Source organism: Psychroserpens sp. NJDZ02, from assembly GCF_004843725.1.
GTDB lineage: Bacteria > Bacteroidota > Bacteroidia > Flavobacteriales > Flavobacteriaceae > Olleya.
In genome coordinates this window covers 1134629-1154396 of the sequence record NZ_CP039451.1, presented here as the reverse complement: position 1 = coordinate 1154396, position 19768 = coordinate 1134629, and the positions used below count along the sequence as shown (strand labels likewise).

The following is a 19768-nucleotide window of genomic DNA, read 5'->3' as shown; positions in this document are numbered from 1 at the left end:
TTATATTATCCATATTATGAAAAAGCTGTTGATTAATTTTTTAGGAGCATTAGCTATGTTTACGTTTACGCTTACATATGCTCAGCAAGATTATTGGATTAAATCAACAGAGGGTAAATTAGGAAGTTTAGAAAAAGTACGACGAGTTTCTTTTCCATCAAATTATCAGGTTTTTTATTTAAATATAGATAAATTGAAGCAAGCTATAGTTAATGCGCCTGTTAGAGGTGAGGATATAGGAAAGTCCAGTGTGTTTGCTTATTTTCCTAATGCCGAAGGTGACCTTGAACGTTTTAGTGTGTCTGAAGCTCCAATTATGGAGCCGGAATTAGCTATAAAAAATCCAATGGTAAAAACGTATAAGGCTGTAGGTGTCGATGATCCAACAGCAACTATGCGTTTTAGTTTAACTCAATTTGGATTGCATACCATGTCATTATCTGGGAAGAGAGGCGCTTTATTTATAGATCCGTATACCAAAACAAGCGATTTTTATATTGTTTATGAGAGAAGTGCTTTGGGGCAAGATTTGCAAGATTTTGAATGTTTAACGGATCAAAATGTTGAATTAAGATCATTAAAAAATGAGACTTCAGATAGGAGAGCGGATACAGATGATATGCAATTAAGGACATATCGTTTGGCACAGTCCTGTAATGGAGAATATGGAGCAATATTTGCAGGAACGGGAACGGATGCTCAAAAAAAGCAAAATATACAAGCTCAAATGGCTATAACTATTAACAGGGTAAATGAGGTTTATGAAAGAGATTTAGCAATTACTTTGGTTTTTATAAACAGGAATGATGAATTAATATATTATGATGCAGAAACGGATCCATGGGGTATCGAGTTTAATACTAAGACACAAGAAACAATTTCAACGACATTAAATGATGAAAGCTTGTATGATATTGGGCATAACTTTAATACCTCTGGTGGGGGTAGTGCTGGTTGTTTAGGGTGTGTTTGTATAGATGGAGTTGCACCTTATGGTGGTAATCAAAAAGGAAGAGGGTATACAGGTAGGGCTAATCCAACAGGAGATCCATTTGATATTGATTTTGTTGCGCATGAAATGGGTCATCAATTTGGCGGTTATCATACTATGAATACTTGTAGCCGTTCAGGAAACGGCATAACAGAAGTTGAGCCTGCTTCTGGTAGTTCTATTATGGGGTACGCTGGTATTTGTACGACTAACGTACAGTCCAATAGTGACGCTCATTTTAATTTCGTAAATATTAGGGATATATCTGAAAATATACAACCAGGCGGGACTAGTGATTGTGGTACAACTATGGCATTAAGTAATCAGCCGCCAGTTGCAGATGCTGGACCTGATTATTCTATACCACCAAGTACAGCTTTCGTGTTAAGAGGTTCTGCTACGGATCCAGATGGATTAGCGAGTTTAACCTATAATTGGGCTCCAAATGATCCGTCTCAAGCGCCAACTAATGGAGCGCCACAACCTGATTGGACTTCGGGACCGATGTATAGGTCTATAAATCCTACAGCATCCCCAGATCGATTTATGCCTAGCTATAGTGATGTTGTTGCAGGAAATTTGTCACCAACTTGGGAGGTTACTCCAGCAGTAGCTAGAACTATGAATTTTTCTTTTATAGTTAGAGATAATGCCAGTGGTTTTGCTAATGGTATTGGTCAGACGGACGCCGATTTAATGGCTGTAAATGTTGTAGGAAATCAACCTTTTGTTGTGGTTTCTCCTCCGGCTTGGGCGTCTGGAACTAGTCAGACGCTAACTTGGAATGTTGGATCGTCAAACGGAGTGGTTATTAATTGTCAAACGGTGAATATAAAATTTTCTACGGATGGAGGCTTAACGTTTCCGACAACATTAGCTTCTGACGTTGCAAATGATGGTTCAGAAATAGTAATGGTTCCTTCTATAGCGGACACAGATAACGCAAGAGTAATGGTAGAAGCAGCAGACAATATATTTTATGCTTTAACAGATGTTTTTCCAATAAATAATACACCTTCTTTTGTTTTAAATAATGCTTCAGGTTCGCAAATTGCTTGTTCGATAGATGTAGTGGATTATAGTATTGATATGATGACAGTAAATAGTTTTTCTGAAACAACTAGTTTTTCAGCAAGTTATAGTCCTGCGTTACCTGCAACTGCGGTGTTTTCAGAAGTTAGTTTAAATGCGGATGGGACTACTGTAATTAGTGTTTCTGGTTTGACAGGAGCAAGAGCAGGAGATTACACTATAACAGTAACAGGGACTTCTGCTAGTCAAATAAAGACTGTAGATTTGCTGTTAACTATTATTGATGGATTATGTACTTCTGTTGCTAATACGGCATATACTACAGCTACAACTTTAGTAGCGTTTGGAGAAATCAATAATGCATCGGAAAAACCTTCAGGTTATAGTGATTATAGAGTGAGTCCTACTTCAAGTCAGATTACAGATGTTATTACTGGTGCTTCTTATTCTATAACGGTAAATCAAAATACAGGTGGAGATTATCTCTGTATAACTAGCGTTTGGATTGATTGGGATCAAAATTGTATTTTTGATTTGGAAGAAACGTATGATTTAGGTACAGCTGTTGATGTAGCTGATGGGCCTACAAGTAATTCTGGATTAAATATAGAAGTGCCGTCTGATGCCGTTTTGGGTACTACAACTATGCGGGTGTCAACAAAGTATGCTTTAGTCTCATCTTCTTGTGAGGATGGTTATGATGGCGAGGTTGAGGATTATAGTATAAATGTGTTGAATTTACCTGTAGGTGAATTTGGAGTGTTTAACGTGTATCCTAATCCTAATGAAGGAGTATTTGTTATTCAATCGAAGGGTAATAGTTTGGAGACCATTTTAGATGTAATGGTTTATGATATAAGAGGTAGACGTGTTTACACGAATTCTTTTGAAAATTCAAATGACTTTAATCAAACAATCAAGTTAGATAATGTAGACTCTGGATTATATTTATTAAAGGTAACAGATGAAAAATCTACAATAACAAAAAAAATATTAGTTAGATAGAAGAGTGTTTATTATATAATAAAAAAGGAAGCTATTTTAGCTTCCTTTTTTTTATTTACCATTATAAGTATTCATGGTATTATTTATGCCTGCTGTTCCGAACGATTTTATAACTTCTGCTGCTTTTTCTAAGCGTTCTGGTAGTTTTTTGTTTTCTTCGGCTTCCCATTCTCCCAATACGTAGTCCACTTGTCTTCCTGTGCTAAAGGCATCACTAATTCCAAATCTAAAACGATTGTATTTATTGGTGTTTAATTTGTCTTGAGTGTCTTTTAAGCCATTATGACCACCATCACTTCCTTTTGTTTTTATTCTTAAGCTTCCAAAAGGTAGATTTAAGTCATCTGTAATGACAAGTAGGTTTTCTAATGGAATTTTTTCTTTAGTTAACCAATATAATATAGCCTTCCCGCTTAAATTCATATAAGTGCTGGGTTTAAGAAGTATAAATGTGCGTCCTTTAAACCTAAAAGTAGCAATGTCTCCTAGTTTTTGAGTTTCGAAGGTTATGTCCTCTTTTTCGGCTAAAAAGTCCAATATTTTAAAGCCTATGTTATGACGTGTATGGTCATACTTTGTTCCAATATTTCCTAAGCCAACAATTAGAAATTTTTTCATAGGGTCTTGTTCTTCAATAGTGACCGCCTTATTAATTTTAAAAAAGTTAATAATCCAATCAAACATAATGTGTGTTTATTTTTTTTGTAAAAATAAAAAAGCATCCTGAATTAACAGAATGCTTTTTTTTATTATTTGAATAAAGATATTATTCTTGAGTCGCTTCTGCTGCATCTGCACCTTCTGCTTCTTCATCATCTTCGTCAACTGTAATAGCAGCTCTAGAACGTCTTACTAAACATACAACCGTGTTGTCAGGGTGCATGAAAGTAAAATTGTCGCTAGCTAAAGCGGTAATGTAAAGTTTGTTACCAATCTTAAGGTCTTCAATATTTGCATCTATAAAATCAGGTAAGTTTCCTGGTACAGCTTTAACTCTTAAGCTACGTGTGTTTTTACGTAAAACACCACCATTTCTAACACCACGAGGGTTTCCGATAAAGTTTAATGGAATATCCATTGTTACTTCTTTGTCAGCAAATGTTTGGTAGAAATCTACGTGTAAGATTCTATCTGTTACAGGGTGAAATTGGATATCTTGTAAGATAGCATCAAATTTTTCACCACTTTCTAACTCAATAACAACTGTATGCGCATTTGGTGTGTATACAAGTTTTGAGAAGGCTAATTCTGCTGCTGAGAAATGCACTTGGTTGTCTCCTCCGTATAATACGCAAGGAACCTGACCAGCATTACGTAAGGCTTGTGTTACTTTTTTGCCCACGCTTTCTCTTTTGGATCCGTTGATTGTAATTGACTTCATTTTTATTTATATTTAATTATTTGAATTCTAATTTTATTTTGCTAACTAAGTTTACATTAAAAACTTAGAGCTAATAGACTTATTATAATGTACGTTTTGCATGACCTCTGCAAATAAATCGGCACAACTTAGTACTTTAATTTTTTTGCTTTCTTGTCTAAGTGGAATAGAGTCCGTAACTATTAGTTCTTCTAATTTAGAGTCCTCTATACGCTGATAAGCATCTCCTGATAAAATTGGATGTGTGCAGATCGCTCTTACACTAAGTGCGCCACGTTCCATCATTAAATCAGCTGCCTTTGTTAATGTTCCAGCGGTGTCCACCATATCATCAACTAAAACCACATTTTTACCTGTTACATCTCCAATTAATTCCATGTGAGAAATAACATTGGCTTTAGCACGTTGTTTGTAACATATCACGACATCACTTTCTAATGCTTTTGAATAGGCATACGCACGTTTTGATCCTCCCATATCAGGAGAAGCAATTGTTAGGTTGTCAAGATTTAACTCTTTTAAGTATGGTAAAAAGATCGTTGAGGCAAATAAATGATCAACAGGCTTTTCGAAAAAACCTTGTATTTGATCAGCATGCAAATCCATGGTTACAATTCTAGTCGCTCCAGCTGTTTCCAACATTTTAGCTACTAATTTTGCAGCAATAGGTACTCTAGGTTTGTCTTTGCGGTCTTGTCTAGCCCAACCAAAGTAAGGTAATACAGCAGTAATGTGTCGTGCGGATGCGCGTTTTGCAGCATCAATCATTAACAACATTTCCATTAAATTTTCAGAACTTGGATTAGTTGATCCAATTATGAAAATACGTGCTCCTCTAATAGATTCTTCATATGATGGTTGAAATTCTCCATCACTATAAGTCGAAGTAATTACTTTACCTAAATCAGACCCGTAAGCAGCAGCAATTTTCTTTGCTAAAGCTTTACTTTGCGTTATTGAAAATATTTTAGCTTCTGGCTTTGTATTTGGCATTGTTAATCTGTTGTTAGGTAGGTTTTTACGCTACGTTATTTTTAATGAGGTGCAAATTTACTATAATTTTTCATGTTTAGATGATATTAGAGGCGATTTTTAAAGGATTTGTCCAAAATATATTTATTTTTGTAAAATCAAAATTGCTCAAGTGGCGGAATTGGTAGACGCGTCGGATTCAAAATCCGATTCTTCGGAGTGCGGGTTCGATTCCCGCCTTGAGTACTTAACAACCTTCAACCTTTATAAGTTGAAGGTTTTTTGTTTTCAAACGTTTACTTAGAAGAATCCCTTACCACTATATCGGTCTCAACCGTTTCTGTTGTGGTGGTGGTAATTTTGTTTTCAAGTTTATTTATTAGCAAAGTGGCTGCTTTTTCTCCTATAATTTCACCATGTTGACTAATAGTGGTTAATCTTGGGTTTGAATGTCTCGCTAAAATTCCGTTAGAAAAAGCTAGAACAGATACATCTTGCGGTATTTTTATACCTTTGTCTTGCGCTATTTTTAAAGCTGCAATTGCCACAGACTCATTTGAGGCAATTAAGGCATCAAATGTATGATCGAATAAAGGTTTTACTACTGTTTCATGATTTTTATAATACATTTCATGTGTCGTAATAATGATATTGTTATCCTTTTCAAGGTTGTTATTTTTTAAACCAGCTAAGTAGCCTTCATGTCTTAGTTTGCCAATACTTAGGTCCATGTTGGCGCCAACAAAAGCTATTTTTTTACAGCCTTTGTTTTTGAAGTAATTAACAGCATTTACAGAGGCCATAAAATCGTTAGTAATTACCTTATCGCAATCTATATCCTCTACAACGCGGTCAAACATGACTAAGGGGATTTCTTTTTCAATACACGAACTAAAATGACTATAGTCTTTTTTCGTTTCTGTTTCTTCGGCAGCGGATAGAATAAAACCATCAACAACGCCAGTAGATAGCATTTGTATGGTTTCTATTTCTTTTTGTAGAGACTCGTTAGAAATACAGGTGATAATTTTATATCCTTTTTGGGTTGCTATTTTTTCTATTCCTTTTAAAACTTGAGCAAAATAGTAATTAAGCATATTAGGAATAATAATACCAATCGTTTTAGTGCGTTGGTTTTTTAAACTTAATGCATTAAAATTAGGGGTGTAGTTTATTTCTTTAGCATATGCTTTAATGTCCTCGGCAGTAGCTTTACTTATTTCTGGGCTATCATTTAGCGCTTTCGAAACAGTCGAAATAGAAACGCTAAAGTGAATAGCAATGTCTTTTAAGGTGATTTTTTTCATAGCTTATATTATAAATAGACTTCTAGTAATTGACAATCTCTTGAAGATAAAGAAATGTTTTGAATAGTTGCTGGAAGTAATATAGTTTCTCCTTTTTTTAGATTAAAGGTCTCGTTTTTCCATTCTATGGTCATACTTCCATCGACGCAAATGTAAATAATAAAAGAATCTAAGGTTGAGTAGTCTTTTTTTAAAACGCCTTCAATTTGTAAGAAGTTTGTTTTGAAATAAGGGCAGTGTACTAAAGTGTTTGACGTGTTGTTAGTTGTTTTATAGGTCGTTTTGTAATTTTCATGAACCGAAAAATCAATCACATCTTTAGCAAGTGTAGTATGTAGTTCTCTTTTAATCCCAGTACTTTGATCTATTCTGTCGTAATCATAAATACGGTAGGTAATGTCAGAGGTTTGTTGTATTTCTGCGAGTAAAACACCAGATCCTATAGCATGTACCATTCCTGTAGGTATGTGAAAAGTGTCACCTTTTTCTACTAGTTCGTGATGCATGACATTTAATATGGTGTTGTTTTCTAAATGGGTTTCGTATTGCGTTAAATTAATTTCTTTTTCAAAACCAATAATTAGTTCTGCTTCTTTTTCAGCCTGCATAACATACCACATTTCATTTTTTCCAAAGGAGTTATGACGTTCTTTTGCTATTGTATTGCCTGGGTGAACCTGTATTGATAAAGGTGTTTTAGCATCTATAAATTTAATAAGTAAAGGGAAGTTGTTGCCAAATGTGTTGTAAACAGAGTGCCCTAAAAAGTCACCTTTATATTTATTAATTAATTCTTTTAAAGTAAAACCTTTTAATGGACCCTGTAAAACTTTGTTTTCATCATTTTCAACGTCAGAAATCTCCCAAGATTCACCAATGTTTTTCTCTGTGAAATCTTTGCCAAGTTCTGTCTTTAGTTTTTCACCTCCCCATAATTTTGTTTTATATATGGGTTGGAATTTTAGAGGGTATAATATCATAGTCATAGTTCAGGGGTCAAATTTACCAAACTATCATTATACTTTATAGTTTTTTGCGAAATCCTTTTTTTTAACATCCAAAAATACTTTCCGTTTGCAATGCGTTTTTTGTTTTTATGTATCTTTACAGCAACCCTAAAACTTAAATATTTATGCTTCAAGACTTTTGGATACATGTGCAATATGGAATTAATCATGTATTAGATATTAATGCGTATGACCATGTGTTATTTTTAATAGTTTTAGCTGTTCCTTATCTTTTTAATGATTGGAAACGTGTGTTTTTGTTAGTAACGATGTTTACTGTTGGTCATACTATTTCTTTGGTATTAGCAAGCTATGGGATGGTGAAAATAGATGGTAATTTAATCGAGTTTCTTATACCTATTACCATTTTTATTGTAGCGATTTATAACGTGTTTACTGCAGGTAAAACGGCTAAAAGTCAGAAAATAGGTCTGTTATTTGTGTCTACATTGTTTTTTGGACTTGTTCACGGTTTTGGTTTTGCAAGAGAGTTTAGAATGAGCCTGGATAAAGGAGATAGTAAATTACTTAGATTAGTCGAGTTTGCTTTAGGTATTGAAATAGCGCAAATTATAATTGTTTTTATAATTCTTTTCTTAGGTTATATTTTTCAAACAGTATTTAGATTTTCTAAACGAGATTGGGTTATGGTGATTTCTGCAATTGTCATTGGATTGGTTATTCCGATGCTTTTAAATAGCCCTTTTTTAAATTAGTTTTCACTAAAGTTTTCATAAAACTTGTTATTTAGAATTGTAATTGAAATATGAAGCGAGTATCTTCGTTTTGTATTCAAACGCGTCTTTAAGCGTGTTTTCATTTCTATTTAACTAAATATGTCAGAACAGAAACAACTAAAATATGATAAAGCTTATCTGAGAATTGCTACGGAATGGGGGAAATTATCTTCTTGTAAGCGTAAGCAGGTTGGTGCTTTAATTGTTAAGGATAGAATGATAATATCCGATGGTTATAATGGTACACCTAGTGGTTTTGAAAATTTTTGCGAGGATGAGGAGGGGTATACCAAATGGTATGTGTTACATGCAGAGGCAAATGCAATCTTAAAAGTTGCCTCTTCCACCCAATCTTGCAAAGGTGCTACGTTGTACATAACGATGTCACCATGTAAAGACTGTAGTAAATTAATACATCAGGCTGGAATCATACGTGTGGTTTATAATCAAGGTTATAAAGACGATTCGGGTCTTAAGTTTTTGGAAAAGGCAGGTATCGAATTGCAATTAATTGAACAATTAGAAGAATAATGGCTAAAACCAAAATATATTTTCCATTTATCATTGGTGCTGCAATAGCGGTAGGTATTTTTATTGGAGGTAAGTTAAATTTTGGAGATACATCGGATAGGTTATTTACGTCTAACAGTAAAAAGGATAAATTAAATAGACTTATTGACTATATTGATTACGAGTATGTTGAAGAGGTTAATACCGACAGCATTGTTGATATTACGGTTAATGGTATTTTGAATAATTTAGATCCACATTCGGTATATATTCCTAAAGAAGATATGCAGAAAGTTACCGAGAATATGAAAGGTAAGTTTGTGGGTATTGGTATAAATTTTTACACGTTTAAAGATACAATTACGGTTATAAAGACTATAGAAAATGGTCCTAGTGCTTTGGTTGGGATTTTGGGTGGTGACAGGATTGTGTCTGCTAATGGTGAATCTCTTTTAGGAGGGAGCTATAGCAATGATACGCTGGTAGATAAGTTAAAAGGCGAACGTTACTCTGAGTTGATACTAAAAGTTTTTAGGAAAGGAGAGCCTAAATTATTAACATTTAATGTAACACGAGACGAAGTGCCTATTAAAAGTGTAGATGCGGCTTATATGCTTACGTATAATCTAGGGTATATAAAAGTTAACCGTTTTGCAGAAAGTACTTATGATGAATTTAAAAAAGCATTATTAAAATTAAAAACGGAGGGAGCTACTAAATTAGCCTTGGATTTAAGAGGGAATCCAGGTGGTTTTTTAGAGATAGCAGTCAATATCGTGGATGAGTTTTTAGAAGACGATAAGTTAATTGTGTATACCAGAAATAAAAAAGGGAAAGAAGATCGGAGTTATGCAACAAAAAAAGGGGATTTTGAAAAAGGTCATGTGTATGTTATGATTGATGAAAATTCTGCTTCTGCTTCAGAGATTATAGCAGGTGCCTTACAAGATAATGACAAAGGAACCATTGTTGGAAGACGCTCCTATGGAAAAGGTTTGGTGCAACGTGAAATGACTTTAGGAGATGGGAGTGCTGTGCGTTTAACAGTTTCTAAATATTATACACCTACAGGTCGATCTATTCAACGCTCTTACGAAAACGGAAATAGAGATTATTATGATGATTTTTCTGACCGTTTAAATAGAGGGGAGTTGTTAGACGAAAAAAAAATAGAGGTATCGGACTCTTTAAAGTTTACGACGCCAAAAGGAAACATTGTTTATGGTGGTGGTGGAATTATTCCGGACGTGTTTGTGCCTTATGATGAGCAAATGCAAAACGAAACGTTGACCTTTTTAGAAAGAAGAGGGTATTTAAATAATTTTATTTTTGAAGAGTTAGAAAAAGAAAGAGCGGCTTACAGTGCTATATCAAAAGAAGATTTTTTTGAAAACTTCACAATTAGTGATGAGGTAATACGTTCTTTAGAAGATTTCTTAAAACTAAAAACGAGATCAAATATTGTTTTTGTCGCATACAAAGATGAGGTTAAGTATTACTTAAAAGCGACTTTAGCGGAGCAATTATACGGTTATGGTGCTTATTTTAAAATATTAAATAAACATGATATTATGATAGATAAGGTTGTGGAGTTAAGCCAGTCGTCTAATAATTAATGTTTATCGTGTATTTTGGTGTGCTTCCCATTATTCCAAAGGGTTAAAATATCTGTGGCAACATGTGCGCCACTTCCAGAAGCAATCGCAAATTGACTTCTCCAACCGGCTAACGTTCCAGCGACATATAGGTTGTTTTTAATTAAATGATCGGTGTTTTCTAACCAAATTCTATCTTTTTCTAAAGCAGCTTTCGGGTGCGGTTTGATGTAGTTTTCTAGTCCTTTTATATTTAATAAGTTAGTATAGCCAACAGCTATCACAACACGTTTTGTTGTGTAAGTGGTTTTGTTAGTAGTGACTTTAAAGTCGAATTCGGTTTCTGTTATCTCTTCAACTTTTTCATTATCAATCTGTATAACGTCTGGGTACAAATTAGCTAACTGTAATTTTCCGTCACTTAATAGGTCTTTTCCTAAAGTGCCAGGTGTTAGTCCTAGAACGTTATTAAACAGGGCATTTTGTAAATGCGAAGTTTTTTGATGGGTAATTATGGCAACCTTTTTACCGTCAGCAAATGGTTTGCTTAATCCAGAACCTAAAACTAAAGCGCAAGATAATCCCGCTGCGCCACCACCAATTATTAAAGTATCAAATAGCATTATTGTCTTGTTTTAGCTTCTATTTTTTTAGAAATTCGTAAAATTTGAACTAATGCAATAGCGCAAAGTGACGCTAAAATAGTAATCATTGCTATGGTGCTTTGTTTGTCAAACAGCGATGAGAAATTTAGTTGTGTCGAATTGTAAATAATTAGAGCAGCAGCTAAAAACGTTATGATATAAATAAATGGTTTCATGATTAAAATTTTTTATAAAAATACAAAAATTAGGCTAAAAGGACTTTGATATTGTCTGTAAACAGCTTTACGGCTATGGCTAGTAATATAACACCAAATACCTTTCTGATAATGTTTATTCCGTTTTGTCCAATTAGGCGTTCTATACGTCTAGATGTTTTTAGTACAAAATAAATAACAAGTACATTTAATATAACAGCTATAATAATATTTTTGATGTCATATTCTGCACGCAAGGATAATAAGGTTGTTAAGCTTCCTGGTCCTGCGATTAGTGGGAAGGCTAGAGGGAATACAGATGCTGTTATTGGGTTTGTTTCTTCTTCCTTATATAAGGTGATGCCTAATATCATTTCTAGTGCAATAAAAAACAATATGAAAGAACCTGCTACCGCAAAAGAGCTTACGTTAATACCAATTAGTTCAAGTATGCTATTTCCTAAAAACAAAAAAGCAATTAATATGGTTCCAGCAATAATAGATGCTTTTTCACTTTGTATGTGTCCTACTTTTTTGCGTAAATCAATGATTATTGGAATGTTACCTACAATATCGATAACTGCAAAAAGAACCATGAATACCGTAAATATTTCTTTAAAATTTATAGTCATGATTTTATAATTTAAATTATCTTAAAATTTTCGGCAAAAGTAGGCTTAATTCATTGAACTACAATATTAAACTTACAGTTACTTTCTTGTTTTTAGATAAATGCGTCCTACTTTGGTTAGATGCTTTATCTTTGTTTAAAAATAATTAAGTTGTAGTATGTTTCAATTAGGCAAAACAATAGTATCTGAAGCGATAATAGAAAAAGACTTTGTGTGTAATCTATCTGCATGCAAGGGAGCTTGTTGTGTGGAGGGAGATGCAGGTGCGCCTCTAAGTAAAGAGGAATCACAAATTTTAAAAGATATTTATCCTAAGGTGAAGCCTTATCTGCGTAAGGAAGGTATTGCTTCTATTGAGGCGCAAGGGGCTTTTATTGTTACTGGTTTTGGTGATCTTGAAACGCCTTTGGTTGATGGTGCAGAATGTGCTTATGTTACTTTTGATGATAACAAAACGGCGATGTGTGGTATTGAACAAGCCTATAATGCAGGCGAAGTCGATTGGAAAAAACCAGTCTCTTGTCATTTATACCCTATTAGAGTTAAAGAGTATACAGAGTTTTCTGCCGTAAATTATGATAAGTGGGATATATGTGATGATGCCTGTTCTTTAGGTAAAGAATTACAGGTGCCCGTTTATAAGTTTGTAAAAGAAGCTTTAGTTAGAAAATTTGGTGAAGATTGGTATACTGAATTAGAGAAAGTAGCAAGTAAAATGTCAAGATAATAAGAGATGTTTATTTTTGTTGTTTTTATAAAAAGTAGCGCTGGTTATTGTGTTGTTTGATGCCTAATTCTTATTTTGTAAATTAAATCTGACAGGTTAGTTGTCGTCTATTATTTTCTCAAATAATAATTGTGTTCGTTAAGGCTAGTAATCCATAAGTATTTTACGCGTAAATTCATAAAAATCAGACATTTTAATATTTATGGAGGAGTCAAAATGGTTCTTTTTTAGATTTTTATTTTATGTAATTCGCTATTTTGTAGCGCTATAACGTTTGTTTTTTCGAAGCAAGTTTGTTTGTGTTTAAGGGTCAGTGTATTGCGGATTTCTGAAAAACAACATTGAAAAAGGAGTTATAAAGTAGTTCTTTTTTTTTGTTATTTAAGGGTTTTTGAAGTTAAATTTTTATAATAAAAACTTATCAAAAACTTAATAATTCCGAAACACCAACAACAGCCACTTGTAGACCTACATTTTAACAATCAATGTTAAAAACTTTGAGAAAATTTAGTGCAAACTACCTTTTAAAATCATAGATTATTTCCAATCTTTGTTGACCCCCAAGTTATGGCCACAAACCGCAAACTTAAATCATAGAAAAACCCAATATAATGTCACAAGAAGTAGAGCCAATTTTAGCAGAGAATAAAGATAGATTCGTGATTTTTCCAATTCAACACCATGATTTATGGGAGTGGTATAAAAAGTCAATGGCTAGTATTTGGACTGCTGAAGAGATTGATTTACATCAAGATATTTCAGATTGGACTGAGAAGTTAACAGATGACGAGCGTTACTTTATCAAACATATATTAGCCTTTTTTGCTGCTAGTGATGGAATTGTTAATGAAAACTTAGCTGAAAACTTTGTAAATGAAGTGCAGTATAGCGAAGCAAAATTCTTTTATGGTTTCCAAATTATGATGGAAAACATACATAGTGAAACGTATTCGTTATTAATTGATACTTACGTTAAAGACGAAAAAGAAAAAGATGGATTATTTAATGCTATCGAAACCTTTCCTGCCATTAAGAAAAAAGCAGATTGGGCACTTAAATGGATTGAATCTCCAAGTTTTGCAGAACGTTTAATTGCGTTTGCAGCAGTTGAAGGGATTTTCTTTTCAGGATCATTTTGTTCTATTTTTTGGTTAAAAAAACGTGGTATTATGCCAGGTTTGACGTTTTCTAACGAATTAATTTCTCGTGACGAAGGAATGCATTGTGATTTTGCAGTACACCTTCATGAAAATCACTTGGTTAATAAAGTGCCAAAAGAACGTATTAAAGAAATTATTGTGGATGCCTTAAACATTGAAAGAGAGTTTATAACAGAGTCTCTTCCTGTAAGTTTAATTGGTATGAATGCTAATTTAATGACGCAATATCTTGAGTTTGTAACTGATAGTCTTTTAGATGACTTAGGTTGTGATAAGGTATATAATACCGCTAATCCATTCGATTTTATGGAAATGATTTCACTTCAAGGTAAAACCAATTTCTTTGAGAAAAGAGTGGGGGACTACCAAAAAGCTGGAGTTATGAATAAGGAAGTCGATGAAGATAAATATAATATGGATTTCGATTTTTAATATCGACTTCAAATCGTAAACAATTTTTATTGGAATACTAAGTTGTATTAGCATTGTGTGTGGTGCTTGGCAATCTTTTGCCCCAATCCTAAATAAATTAATTAATCCCCTAAATGATTAAGGTTTTGAAAAACAGCTTAATCTATAATTTAGACAAAGAAATTAACGCTTATTCTGAATGGTGATTCAGAATAGAAATTAAAAATGTGTAAAGTATGTATGTAATCAAAAGAGACGGAAGAAAGGAACAGATCATGTTCGATAAAATAACTGCCAGAGTGCGCAAATTGTGCTATGGTTTAAATGAACTTGTAGATCCTTTAAAAGTAGCCATGCGTGTTATTGAAGGGTTATATGATGGGGTGACTACTAGCGAGCTGGATAATTTGGCTGCAGAAGTTGCTGCAACAATGACGACGTCTCATCCTGATTATGCACGTTTAGCAGCGCGTATCTCTGTGTCTAACTTACATAAAAACACAAAGAAGACGTTTAGTGAAGTAATGCATGATTTGTATGTATACGTTAACCCAAGAACAGGAAAGGAAGCACCTTTGTTGTCGGATGAGGTGTATAAAGTGATTATGGATAATAAAGAGAAATTAGACTCTACTATTATATATAATCGTGATTTTAGTTATGACTATTTCGGGTTTAAAACTTTAGAGCGTTCATACTTATTAAAACTTAATGGACAAATTGCCGAGAGACCACAGCATATGTTAATGCGTGTCTCTATCGGAATCCATTTAGACGATTTAGATTCAGCTATTGAAACGTACGAGCTGATGTCTAAAAAATATTTTACACACGCAACACCAACTCTTTTTAATTCAGGAACACCAAAACCACAAATGTCATCTTGCTTTTTATTAGCCATGCAAGACGATAGTATTGATGGAATATATGATACCTTAAAACAAACCGCAAAAATATCACAATCGGCAGGAGGTATTGGATTGTCTATTCATAATGTGCGTGCTACAGGAAGTTATATAGCAGGAACAAATGGAACTAGTAATGGTATTGTGCCAATGCTAAAAGTGTTTAATGATACAGCACGTTACGTAGATCAAGGCGGAGGAAAACGTAAAGGAAGTTTTGCGATGTATATCGAACCTTGGCACGCAGATATCTTTAGCTTTTTAGATTTAAAGAAAAATACAGGTGCAGAAGAGCTACGTGCACGTGATTTATTTTACGCCATGTGGATGCCAGATTTATTTATGGCACGTGTGCAAGACAATGCAGAATGGACGTTAATGTGTCCAAACGAATGTCCTGGTTTAGCAGATGTACATAGTGAAGAGTTTGAGGCATTATATACTAAATACGAAGCAGAAGGAAAAGGACGTAAGTCTATTAAAGCTCGTGAACTTTGGGAAAAAATATTAGAATCTCAAATTGAAACGGGAACACCTTATATGTTGTATAAAGATGCAGCAAACCGTAAGTCTAACCAGAAAAATTTAGGGACTATTAAGTCATCTAACTTATGTACGGAGATCATGGAGTATACCTCTAAAGATGAGGTAGCTGTTTGTAATTTAGCATCCATTGCTTTGCCAATGTTTATTAAAAATGGCGAGTTTGATCATAAAGAATTATTTAGAATTACGAAGCGTGTCACAAAAAACTTAAACAGAGTTATAGATCGTAATTACTACCCTGTTAAAGAAGCAGAAAACTCTAATTTCCGTCATAGACCAGTTGGTTTAGGTGTGCAAGGATTAGCGGATGCTTTTATTAAACTACGTATGCCTTTTACTAGTGATGAAGCAAAAGCATTAAACCAAGATATTTTTGAAACACTTTATTATGCTGCTTTAACAGCGAGTATGGAAGAAGCAAAAGTAGATGGGCCATATCAAACGTATGAAGGTTCTCCAATTAGTCAAGGACAGTTTCAACATAATTTATGGAACATCCAAGAAGATACTTTAAGTGGTCGTTGGGACTGGGAGAAATTACGAAAAGAGGTTAAAAAACATGGGGTACGTAACTCACTGTTAGTAGCGCCAATGCCAACAGCATCTACTAGTCAGATACTAGGTAATAACGAATGTTTTGAACCTTATACTTCTAATATTTATACGCGTCGTGTATTATCAGGAGAGTTTATTGTTGTAAACAAGCATTTATTAGAAGATTTAGTAGATTTAGGGTTATGGAATGATGATCTTAAAAACGAAATCATGAGAGCTAATGGTTCTGTGCAAGATGTGGATATTATTCCTCAAGATATAAAGGAGTTATACAAAACAGTATGGGAATTAAGTATGAAAGACATTATTGATATGTCTAGACAACGTGGTTACTTTATAGATCAATCACAATCGCTTAACTTATTCTTGGAAGGTGCAACTATGGCTAAACTGACTTCAATGCATTTTTATGCATGGAAAAGTGGTTTAAAAACAGGAATGTACTACTTAAGATCTAAGAGTGCTGTAGATGCAAAGAAAATGACGGTTACAAAACAAAAGAAAGCTGAGCCAGTTGCTGTTAAAGCAACCGTTGAAGTTATAGAGAACGATGGTGTTGCTCAAAAACAACAAAAAGCAGCAGATACAGCAGCTAAGTTGGCTAATACTTCTAGTAGTTTAGAAGGAGAAGCAATGACAGCAGAAGAAATGAAAGCATTAATTGCCCAAGCTAAAGAAGCGGAAGGTGATGATTGCCTAATGTGTGGTTCTTAAAAGGAATAGATAAGATTGCTGAGCTTATCTAAATTAAAGTGTTATAATCTAAAAAAGTGCCTTGATAATTTCAAGGGACTTTTTTTAGCGCCTTTTTTTTAAACGAAAAACACTGTTAGTGTGTTGTTAAACAGGTTTTTATGTGTTTAATTTCTAAAAAGTCAAAAATAAAAAGAGTATGAAAGTATAAATAGAAACGCTGAAGAATAGTACAAAAAAAGGGACATCGTGAAATATCCCTCTTGGCTATATGTTTTTTACAATAATTGGTTCCGACGCCTATTTTGTAATTACAAAAATATGAGAATTTATATTCTCTTACTTTCTTCTTCAAAGAAACAAAATAAGTTTCTACCTGCCAAGTTAAATATTTCTATAAAATATTAATAATCTCTTAGGTACTGTATTATATGCGGTTTGAGAGGTTAAATAGTTATTAACTAATTTAAGTGTTTGTTAATAACTAGAATTATTAAAATCAATAGAGATATGTATACATATACAATTTATCGAGTGGCGCTCTTAAATAAAGCCAACGAAGAGCAAATATTAAGTCGTTTTAATGGAGAAACTGATTTTCTGAAAATTTGTAATCAATATTATAACGCTTTACAGAAACAGAAGATTGATTATTCTGATAAAAAGGGTAATAAAAGAGCTTTTTCAATAACTTCTGGAGTTGAATTTAATGAAAGTCAAAGAAGTGTGATATCGTATTTAGATTCTGCTTATAGTGGCGAAAGTCTAGACATACGAAGTCAGTTTAATAAACTTAATTATGTAGTTGGAAAAGAAGAACTACAGAGTAGAAAAGTGTTTTCATGCATTCATATTCCAAAAGGATCGAAATTTGGGTATATAATATTTGAAAATAAATCAAATCATGGTGTGAAAGTCATTTTTGAAAGACAGTTACAAAAATTTTTAAAGGAATCCGGTTTTCAGGATTTTAGAGTGCAAATAACACCTGGCTTAAATTTTAATTATTTATCGAATATGATTGATAAAGGGAAGCTTAAAAAAGTAAGATTAATTAATTATGGTCTATTACACGATGTACAATTAAACTTGTTTGATAATCTTGACTTGTATTCTGATGATCATGACGTGAGAGAGTTAAAGTTTAAAACTAAGACTGAAAACAATTCGATTAAGAGTAGGTTAGGTAGATTGTTTTTCTCTAACTTAAATAAGAAAGAGAAGATTTCTTTTTTTAACCAGTATTTAGTTGACGAAATTGCTTTTGAGATTTGTCATAATGGCTCCTCTAAAACGTATTATATTAAAGATAATTCTAAAATGAGATCAAATATTGATGTCTCGGAACGGTTAAATTTCGGAAATGGGCAACCCACTTATTCCTCCATGAAACGGGCAGCTTTGGATTTGATTGATGAAATGTTAGGGTATGATGCTCTAGATTTAAGTCAAGCAGCTTAATAATAAAGCATCCAGAAATGGATGCTTTTTTTATTTAAAAACTACAATAATATAGTATCTTTCTAATTCGAATTTAAATCTTAATGGAAGCTCCAGAAATTACTACTATAACATTAACGTGTATTCATTGTGATACTCCAATACACGAAACGTATATGTTTTGTGAAGAATGTGGTTATCCATTAAAAGGAAGTGAACAAGACGTTGCGAAGTTTTATGCTAAGCGCGTTATGGATAAAAGGAAAACGAATAATGCAGAAGAAAAGATTAAATCGGCTAGAAATACATTGTATGTCATGGCGGGCATTATTGTAGTATTTGGATTGTTTTTGTTTTATAAAAATGCGGATATTTCGGGACTGATAATTAATATTATAGTTGGGGTTATTTATGTTTTACTAGGTGTTTGGTCTAAGCAAAGACCTTTAATTGCTTTGCTTTTAGGGCTTCTATTATATGTTACTATTGTGGTTGTAACAGCTATTGCTGAACCACATACTTTACTGTCTGGTGTTATTTGGAAAGTTTTAATTATTGCATATTTGGCCAAAGGTATTTACTCCGCGTCCTTAATTAATAAAGTTACTTAATGAGTTTGTCATGTAAGCATTGTAATAATAGTTTTGAAACGCAAGTAAAGTTTTGTTCGCAATGCGGGGTATCTGTTGTTAAAACTGCAACCACTAGGAAAATAAAGGATGTCAATGTCATTATTAGTTTTTATGTTGTTATGTTGGTGTTTATGGTCTCTGTTTATTATGTGGATATTACGTTTCCATATAATCTAGAGGCAGAGTTTATTGTTGAATTAGGTTTTATTTGTATTGTAATTGGGTTTGCCTCTTTGGATTTGAAACCAATTTTAAAACTATATAGCTTTAAAACTATAAATCTTAAGCTGATAGTTTTCTCAATTATAACACCCGTTTTAACTAGTTTTTTTGTCTATTTTTTTATTGAATTTATTAATGACCTGTTTTCAGTATCAAATAATTCTAACTGTTATCAAAGTTATTTGTATTTAGATTACCCTTTGTTTTGGTCTATTGTGTTTATAGCTATTTTACCTCCTATTATTGAAGAGCTTGCTTTTAGAGGTGTGCTTTTTAATCAATTACAAAAAGTGACTAGTGATAGAGTGACTATAATTGCGACCGCTTTTTTGTTTGCTTTAATACATTTTTCTGTATTATCTTTTTTATGGATTTTTCCTTTTGGTTTGTTGTTAGGCTATTTGAGAAGTCGGTATAGTACGTTGTGGTTGGGTATTATAATTCATTTTATTCATAATTTGTCCATAGTCTTGTTGGATTACTATAATTTCTATTCTTTTTAGAGCAAA

18 protein-coding genes and 1 tRNA gene are annotated in these 19768 nt (G+C 33.2%); 11 read left to right on the top strand and 8 right to left on the bottom strand.

Features of this window, described 5'->3' with window-relative positions; translation table 11 throughout:
* Positions 1 to 16 precede the first annotated feature (16 nt).
* Entirely contained in the window at positions 17 to 3028 is a 3012-nt protein-coding gene (locus E9099_RS05150; RefSeq protein WP_136582631.1) for a zinc-dependent metalloprotease, read from the top strand.
* Between the two features lie 51 nt (positions 3029 to 3079).
* Here E9099_RS05150 and pth read toward each other — a convergent pair whose 3' ends face one another.
* From pth to E9099_RS05135, 3 genes are all read right to left on the bottom strand, one after another.
* Positions 3080 to 3646, bottom strand: a complete 567-nt coding sequence (pth, locus tag E9099_RS05145; protein ID WP_136585136.1) for an aminoacyl-tRNA hydrolase — start codon at positions 3644 to 3646, stop codon at positions 3080 to 3082.
* Positions 3647 to 3794: 148 nt separating this feature from the next.
* Entirely contained in the window at positions 3795 to 4409 is a 615-nt protein-coding gene (locus tag E9099_RS05140) for a 50S ribosomal protein L25/general stress protein Ctc (protein WP_136582630.1), read from the bottom strand.
* A 51-nt stretch (positions 4410 to 4460) separates the two neighbouring features.
* A complete protein-coding gene (locus E9099_RS05135) occupies positions 4461 to 5402 on the bottom strand; it encodes a ribose-phosphate pyrophosphokinase (protein WP_136582629.1) in 942 nt (313 codons plus the stop codon).
* Between the two features lie 145 nt (positions 5403 to 5547).
* On the opposite strand from E9099_RS05135, the gene E9099_RS05130 reads away from it, so the two are divergent.
* Positions 5548 to 5627: transfer RNA gene (locus tag E9099_RS05130), tRNA-Leu, on the top strand.
* Between the two features lie 50 nt (positions 5628 to 5677).
* On the opposite strand, the gene E9099_RS05125 is transcribed toward E9099_RS05130, so the two are convergent.
* Together E9099_RS05125 and E9099_RS05120 are read right to left on the bottom strand one after the other, a co-directional pair.
* Positions 5678 to 6688, bottom strand: a complete 1011-nt coding sequence (locus tag E9099_RS05125; RefSeq protein WP_136582628.1) for a LacI family DNA-binding transcriptional regulator — start codon at positions 6686 to 6688, stop codon at positions 5678 to 5680.
* Positions 6689 to 6696: 8 nt separating this feature from the next.
* Positions 6697 to 7668 (bottom strand): type I phosphomannose isomerase catalytic subunit, encoded by a 972-nt coding sequence (locus tag E9099_RS05120; RefSeq protein WP_136585135.1) that lies wholly within the window; start codon positions 7666 to 7668, stop codon positions 6697 to 6699.
* Between the two features lie 152 nt (positions 7669 to 7820).
* Between E9099_RS05120 and E9099_RS05115 the strand changes: the two genes are divergently transcribed.
* From E9099_RS05115 to E9099_RS05105, 3 genes are all read left to right on the top strand, one after another.
* The gene (locus E9099_RS05115; RefSeq protein ID WP_136582627.1) at positions 7821 to 8411 is read left to right on the top strand and encodes a HupE/UreJ family protein; all 591 of its coding nucleotides are present in this window, start codon (positions 7821 to 7823) and stop codon (positions 8409 to 8411) included.
* A 120-nt stretch (positions 8412 to 8531) separates the two neighbouring features.
* Positions 8532 to 8963, top strand: a complete 432-nt coding sequence (locus E9099_RS05110; protein WP_136582626.1) for a deoxycytidylate deaminase — start codon at positions 8532 to 8534, stop codon at positions 8961 to 8963.
* Positions 8963 to 10558 (top strand): S41 family peptidase, encoded by a 1596-nt coding sequence (locus tag E9099_RS05105; protein WP_136582625.1) that lies wholly within the window; start codon positions 8963 to 8965, stop codon positions 10556 to 10558. Before E9099_RS05110 ends, E9099_RS05105 begins: the two co-directional genes overlap by 1 nt.
* On the opposite strand, the gene E9099_RS05100 is transcribed toward E9099_RS05105, so the two are convergent.
* From E9099_RS05100 to E9099_RS05090, 3 genes are read right to left on the bottom strand one after another with little or no spacing between them, the layout of a single operon-like run.
* Positions 10555 to 11160: an FAD-dependent oxidoreductase gene (locus tag E9099_RS05100; RefSeq protein WP_136582624.1), complete on the bottom strand. Its 606-nt coding sequence runs from the start codon at positions 11158 to 11160 to the stop codon at positions 10555 to 10557. The two genes, E9099_RS05105 and E9099_RS05100, sit on opposite strands and share 4 nt — an antisense overlap.
* Entirely contained in the window at positions 11160 to 11357 is a 198-nt protein-coding gene (locus E9099_RS05095; protein ID WP_136582623.1) for a hypothetical protein, read from the bottom strand. Before E9099_RS05095 ends, E9099_RS05100 begins: the two co-directional genes overlap by 1 nt.
* A 29-nt stretch (positions 11358 to 11386) precedes the next feature.
* Entirely contained in the window at positions 11387 to 11968 is a 582-nt protein-coding gene (locus E9099_RS05090) for a MarC family protein (RefSeq protein ID WP_101016495.1), read from the bottom strand.
* 157 nt (positions 11969 to 12125) lie between these two features.
* On the opposite strand from E9099_RS05090, the gene E9099_RS05085 reads away from it, so the two are divergent.
* The 6 genes from E9099_RS05085 to E9099_RS05060 all read left to right on the top strand — a co-directional run bounded on the left by E9099_RS05085 (position 12126) and on the right by E9099_RS05060 (position 19762).
* The gene (locus E9099_RS05085) at positions 12126 to 12695 is read left to right on the top strand and encodes a DUF3109 family protein (RefSeq protein ID WP_136582622.1); all 570 of its coding nucleotides are present in this window, start codon (positions 12126 to 12128) and stop codon (positions 12693 to 12695) included.
* Positions 12696 to 13306: 611 nt separating this feature from the next.
* The gene (locus E9099_RS05080) at positions 13307 to 14287 is read left to right on the top strand and encodes a ribonucleotide-diphosphate reductase subunit beta (protein WP_136582621.1); all 981 of its coding nucleotides are present in this window, start codon (positions 13307 to 13309) and stop codon (positions 14285 to 14287) included.
* A 215-nt stretch (positions 14288 to 14502) separates the two neighbouring features.
* A complete protein-coding gene (locus E9099_RS05075) occupies positions 14503 to 16986 on the top strand; it encodes a ribonucleoside-diphosphate reductase subunit alpha (RefSeq protein ID WP_136582620.1) in 2484 nt (827 codons plus the stop codon).
* Between the two features lie 489 nt (positions 16987 to 17475).
* Positions 17476 to 18426, top strand: a complete 951-nt coding sequence (locus tag E9099_RS05070) for a hypothetical protein (protein ID WP_136582619.1) — start codon at positions 17476 to 17478, stop codon at positions 18424 to 18426.
* An 83-nt stretch (positions 18427 to 18509) separates the two neighbouring features.
* A complete protein-coding gene (locus tag E9099_RS05065) occupies positions 18510 to 19016 on the top strand; it encodes a zinc ribbon domain-containing protein (RefSeq protein ID WP_136582618.1) in 507 nt (168 codons plus the stop codon).
* Complete coding sequence (locus tag E9099_RS05060; RefSeq protein ID WP_136582617.1) at positions 19016 to 19762, top strand: CPBP family intramembrane glutamic endopeptidase; 747 nt, start codon at positions 19016 to 19018, stop codon at positions 19760 to 19762. The genes E9099_RS05065 and E9099_RS05060 overlap by 1 nt, the downstream gene beginning before the upstream one ends.
* The last annotated feature ends 6 nt before the right edge of the window (positions 19763 to 19768 follow it).